This window comes from Agromyces binzhouensis (assembly GCF_004135055.1).
Taxonomy (GTDB): domain Bacteria; phylum Actinomycetota; class Actinomycetes; order Actinomycetales; family Microbacteriaceae; genus Agromyces; species Agromyces binzhouensis.
This window is the reverse complement of record NZ_SDPL01000700.1, coordinates 1-930: the sequence shown is the minus strand read 5'-3', so window position 1 is coordinate 930 and position 930 is coordinate 1. Positions and strand designations below refer to the sequence as shown.

The window sequence follows — 930 nt, the reverse complement described above, 5'->3', positions numbered from 1 at the left end:
GCCGTCCCGGTCGTCCCGCTCCTGACGGTCGCCGTCGCGGCGGGCATCGTGGCCGGCCAGGTCCCCGCCCTGCGCCCCGCGCTCGACGGGGTCCTGCGGCCGGGCCTCGCGTTCTCGGCGCGGACGCTGCTGCGCGCCGGCATCGTCCTGCTCGGCCTGAAGCTGAGCCTCGCCGACATCGCGGGGCTCGGCTGGATCACGATCCTCACGACCGTGGCCGTGGTCGTGCTCACCTTCGCCGGCACGTTGGCGCTCGGCCGTGCCATGCGGCTGCCCGGTCACGAGCCGCTGCTCATCGCGAGCGGGTTCGCGATCTGCGGGGCGTCCGCGATCGGCGCGATGGCGGCGACGGTGCGGGCCCGCGACGACGAGCAGGCCCGTCCGGTCGCGCTCGTCACGCTGTGCGGCACGCTCGCGATCGCGGTGCTGCCCGCGCTGTGGCATCCGCTCGGCCTGTCGGCCGCGCAGTTCGGGCACTGGGTCGGCGCGGGCGTGCACGACGTGGGGCAGGTCGTCGCCACCGCCCAGATCGCGGGGGCCTCGGCGCTCGCCGTCGCGGTGGTCGTGAAGCTCACCCGCGTGCTGCTGCTCGCACCGATGGTGGCGATCGCCGCGGGCGCCGAGCGGCGACGGTCGACGGATGCCTCCGGCCCGCGCCCCGCGATCGTGCCGCTGTTCGTCGCGGGGTTCCTCGTCGCGGTGCTCGTCCGCACGTTCCTGCCGGTGCCCGAGGTCGTGCTGACGGCCGCCGACCTCGTGCAGACGACGCTCCTCGCGATGGCGCTGTTCGCGCTCGGCGCGTCGATCCGCGTCGCCGCGCTGCTGCACACGGGCTGGCGCGCGCTGGTGACCGGCCTCGCGTCGTGGGTGCTCGTCGCGGCGCTCGCCTACGGTGCGGTGCTGCTCGGCTGAGCGCCCGCGTCCGCCGTC

1 protein-coding gene is annotated in these 930 nt (G+C 76.3%); it reads left to right on the top strand.

Annotated features, from left to right (window positions below; translation table 11 throughout):
• A partial coding sequence (locus ESO86_RS17735; protein ID WP_129236039.1) for a YeiH family protein occupies positions 1-912 on the top strand: 912 nt, incomplete at its 5' end.
• Positions 913-930: the final 18 nt, after the last annotated feature.